Origin of the sequence: Kineococcus indalonis, from assembly GCF_009906395.1 — a bacterium.
Lineage (GTDB): Bacteria > Actinomycetota > Actinomycetes > Actinomycetales > Kineococcaceae > Kineococcus > Kineococcus indalonis.
Genome location: NZ_JAAALM010000521.1, coordinates 1 through 2,784, shown reverse-complemented (window position 1 = coordinate 2,784; position 2,784 = coordinate 1). Strand labels below are relative to the sequence as shown.

Here is a 2,784-nt window from a genome sequence, read left to right as displayed (position 1 = left end):
GAGGGGTAGTCGCCCTGGTGATCGAGGACCATCCGCACCGCTCGGTCCTTGACCTCGGCCGGGTACTGCTTGGGCATGATCGCCATCCTGACTCATCAGGAAGCGGCATCAAAGCCGTGACGCTTCATGGTGATCATGGTGGTACCAGTCGGCGAAGTCCTCCATCCAGGCCCGCGCACCGCCCAGGGTGGCGAACCGTTCGAGCAACGTCGGGGCGTGCTTCACCGTCTTGAACAAGGCCTCGCTGAACGGGTTGTCGTTGGAGACCCGCAGTCGCGAGTGCGACCGATCGACGCCGAGGTCCTCCCGCAGGTGCGTCACCGTCTTCGTCCCCCACTGCGTGGGAGGTGCCCTGGGCGGGTTCAACCGGTCGATGCAACACCGGACTGATGCAATGACGGCGGATTCAACCGGTCGTCGCAACACCTCGACCAGGAGGTGCGCGGTGGGTCAGATCAAGAGGACGTCGGCGGTGGCACCGGTCGGTGCACGTCGACAATGGGCAGCTGATCGGGCGTTGCGTCCGGCCATGCGGTCCCCTGGGCGCCTCAGCCCTCGCGCGCGGTACTGCGACAGTTCTGGCGGATCATCGCCAGCGGGGTCACCACCGCCGACGCCGCCGCCGGGGTCGGCGTGTCCTGGCCGGTCGGGGTCCGCTGGTTCCGCCACGCTGGCGGCATGCCGCCGCTCAGCCTGGACGAGCCCACCGGACGCTACCTGTCCTTCGCTGAGCGGGAGGAGATCGCGCTGCTGCGCGCCCACGGGCACGGCGTGCGCGAGATCGCCCGCCGGATCGGGCGGGACCCGAGCACGATCTCTCGAGAGCTGCGACGCAACGCCGCCACCCGCGGCAGCAGACCGCACTACCGCGCCACGGTGGCGCAGTGGAAGGCCCAGCAGGCCGCGAAGCGACCCAAGACCGCCAAGCTCGTGGTCAACGACCGGTTGCGCGAGTACGTGCAGGACCGGCTCTCCAGCAACGTCCGCCGACTCGACGGCACCGCCGTCGCCGGCCCGAAGACGCCGGCGTGGAAGGGGCTGAACAAGCCCCATCGCCAGGACCGACGTTGGGCGACGGCGTGGAGCCCGCAGCAGATCTCTCACCGTCTGCAGGTGGACTTCCCTGATGATGAGTCCATGCGCATCAGCCCAGAAGCGATCTACCAGTCGCTGTTCATCCAGGGACGCGGTGCGCTGAAGCGGGAGTTGGTCACCTGCCTGCGCACCGGCCGGGCGCTGCGGGAGCCGCGGGCGCGTTCGCGCAGCAAGCCGCAGGGTCATGTCACCGCGGACGTGGTGCTCAGTCAGCGACCGGCTGAGGCCGATGACCGGGCGGTTCCTGGGCACTGGGAAGGAGATCTGATCATCGGGATGGGACGCTCGGCGATCGGGACGTTGGTGGAACGCAGCAGCCGCTCCACGGTGCTGGTGCACCTGCCTCCACGGTGCTGGTGCACCTGCCTCCACGGTGCTGGTGCACCTGCCTCCACGGTGCTGGTGCACCTGCCCCGCCTGGAGGGGTACGGCGAAGTGGAGCCGGTGAACACGGCCCTGCCCTGGGCGGCTACGGGGCTGTGGCGATGAACGCCGGGCTGACGGCGGCGCTGGCGCAGCTGCCGCAGCAGTTGCGCCAGACCCTCACCTGGGACCGCGGAAAGGAGCTGTCTGCGCACGCCCGGTTCGCGCTGGAGACGGGTACGAAGGTGTTCTTCGCCGACCCGCATTCGCCGTGGCAGCGGCCGACGAACGAGAACACCAATGGGCTGTGGACTGGACCCGCCTACGCAACCACCAGCACCAGCCCGTCACCTTGACCTGGCAACGAGACGGGGCACGAACTTCAGCCGCAGATCACTAGGTCGGCTGGTCGTAGCACGGCCCGTAGCGGGACGCGGCGTGCTGCCGGATGCTCGCGGTGCGGGCGGCGAAGTCCGCGCCGGTGAACCCCGCGGTGTGGCGGTAGGTGTAGGTGCTCGTCACCGCGAAGGGGTCGAGGAGGCCCGTGGGGACGCGACCGCCGGCGGGGTGGCGGTGCACGTGCCAGGGCGCGCGGCTGAAGTTGCGCCGTTTCAGGTACCCCGGGCTGCTGATCCCCGCGGCGGCGTCCACCCAGAGGTCGTCGATCATCTCGAATGCGTGCCGCGCCTCGTTGGGGTTCTGCACGTTCAGGCTCGTCAGCAGTTCGCGGCACCGCTCCTCGGCGGCCGCGGGGAAGCGCCCCCCGGCTCGCAGGGCGCGGGCCGCCACGACGGTGCCGAGGTGATTGGAGCACAGGTCCTCCGGGGAGAACGACGAGTTGTGCATCCCGACCGCGTACGTCAGGTCGTAGCTGAAGATCTCGTGGGCGAGGGCGTCGTCGTAGGCGATGCTGCGGGCCAGCTCCAGCCACTCCCCGGCGGGCGCGGTGCCGGTGAGGGTGGCCGTCCCCTCGGCGGTGGTCACCCGGGTGCCGGCGGCGCCCCGTGCGGCGTGGATGGCCTGGTAGGCGTAGGCGGTGACGTCCACGACGGCGTAGAGGTGGCCGAGGTCCACGAACCCCACCGCGCCGGTGAACACGATCCCCGGGGTCCGCGAGCCGTACCCGCCGTACTCGAGGGTGGGGCCGGTCCCCCGCACGGCCCGCCCGCGCAGCGCGGCGGCGCGCAGCATGCAGCAGCCACGTGCGAGGGGCACCGGGTGCCGCAGCGCCGGCACCGGGGGCGCCGGCACCGGGACCGGGGTCGGTGTGGGCGCGGGTGCAGGCGGGGTCACCGGGACCGGCGGCGGTGTCGCCCGGGCCGGTGG

2 protein-coding genes and 1 pseudogene are annotated in these 2,784 nt (G+C 71.1%); 1 reads left to right on the top strand and 2 read right to left on the bottom strand.

The genetic code is table 11. The features are described 5' to 3' along the window. Positions 1-108: 108 nt before the first annotated feature. Positions 109-321 (bottom strand): hypothetical protein, encoded by a 213-nt coding sequence (locus GTR00_RS26475; RefSeq protein WP_205706146.1) that lies wholly within the window; start codon positions 319-321, stop codon positions 109-111. Positions 322-529: 208 nt separating this feature from the next. On the opposite strand from GTR00_RS26475, the pseudogene GTR00_RS18310 reads away from it, so the two are divergent. Next, positions 530-1,766, top strand: a pseudogene (locus GTR00_RS18310) (IS30 family transposase); the annotation flags it as partial. 88 nt (positions 1,767-1,854) lie between these two features. Here the strand turns inward: GTR00_RS18310 and GTR00_RS18305 are convergent. Next, positions 1,855-2,649: a DUF4056 domain-containing protein gene (locus tag GTR00_RS18305; RefSeq protein ID WP_166613005.1), complete on the bottom strand. Its 795-nt coding sequence runs from the start codon at positions 2,647-2,649 to the stop codon at positions 1,855-1,857. Positions 2,650-2,784 lie beyond the last annotated feature (135 nt).

What these genes read in the sequence shown, in the direction of transcription:
- GTR00_RS18305 (WP_166613005.1), bottom strand. Translation starts at nt 2,649, where the DNA reads ATGCTGCGCGCCGCCGCGCTGCGCGGGCGGGCCGTGCGGGGGACCGGC.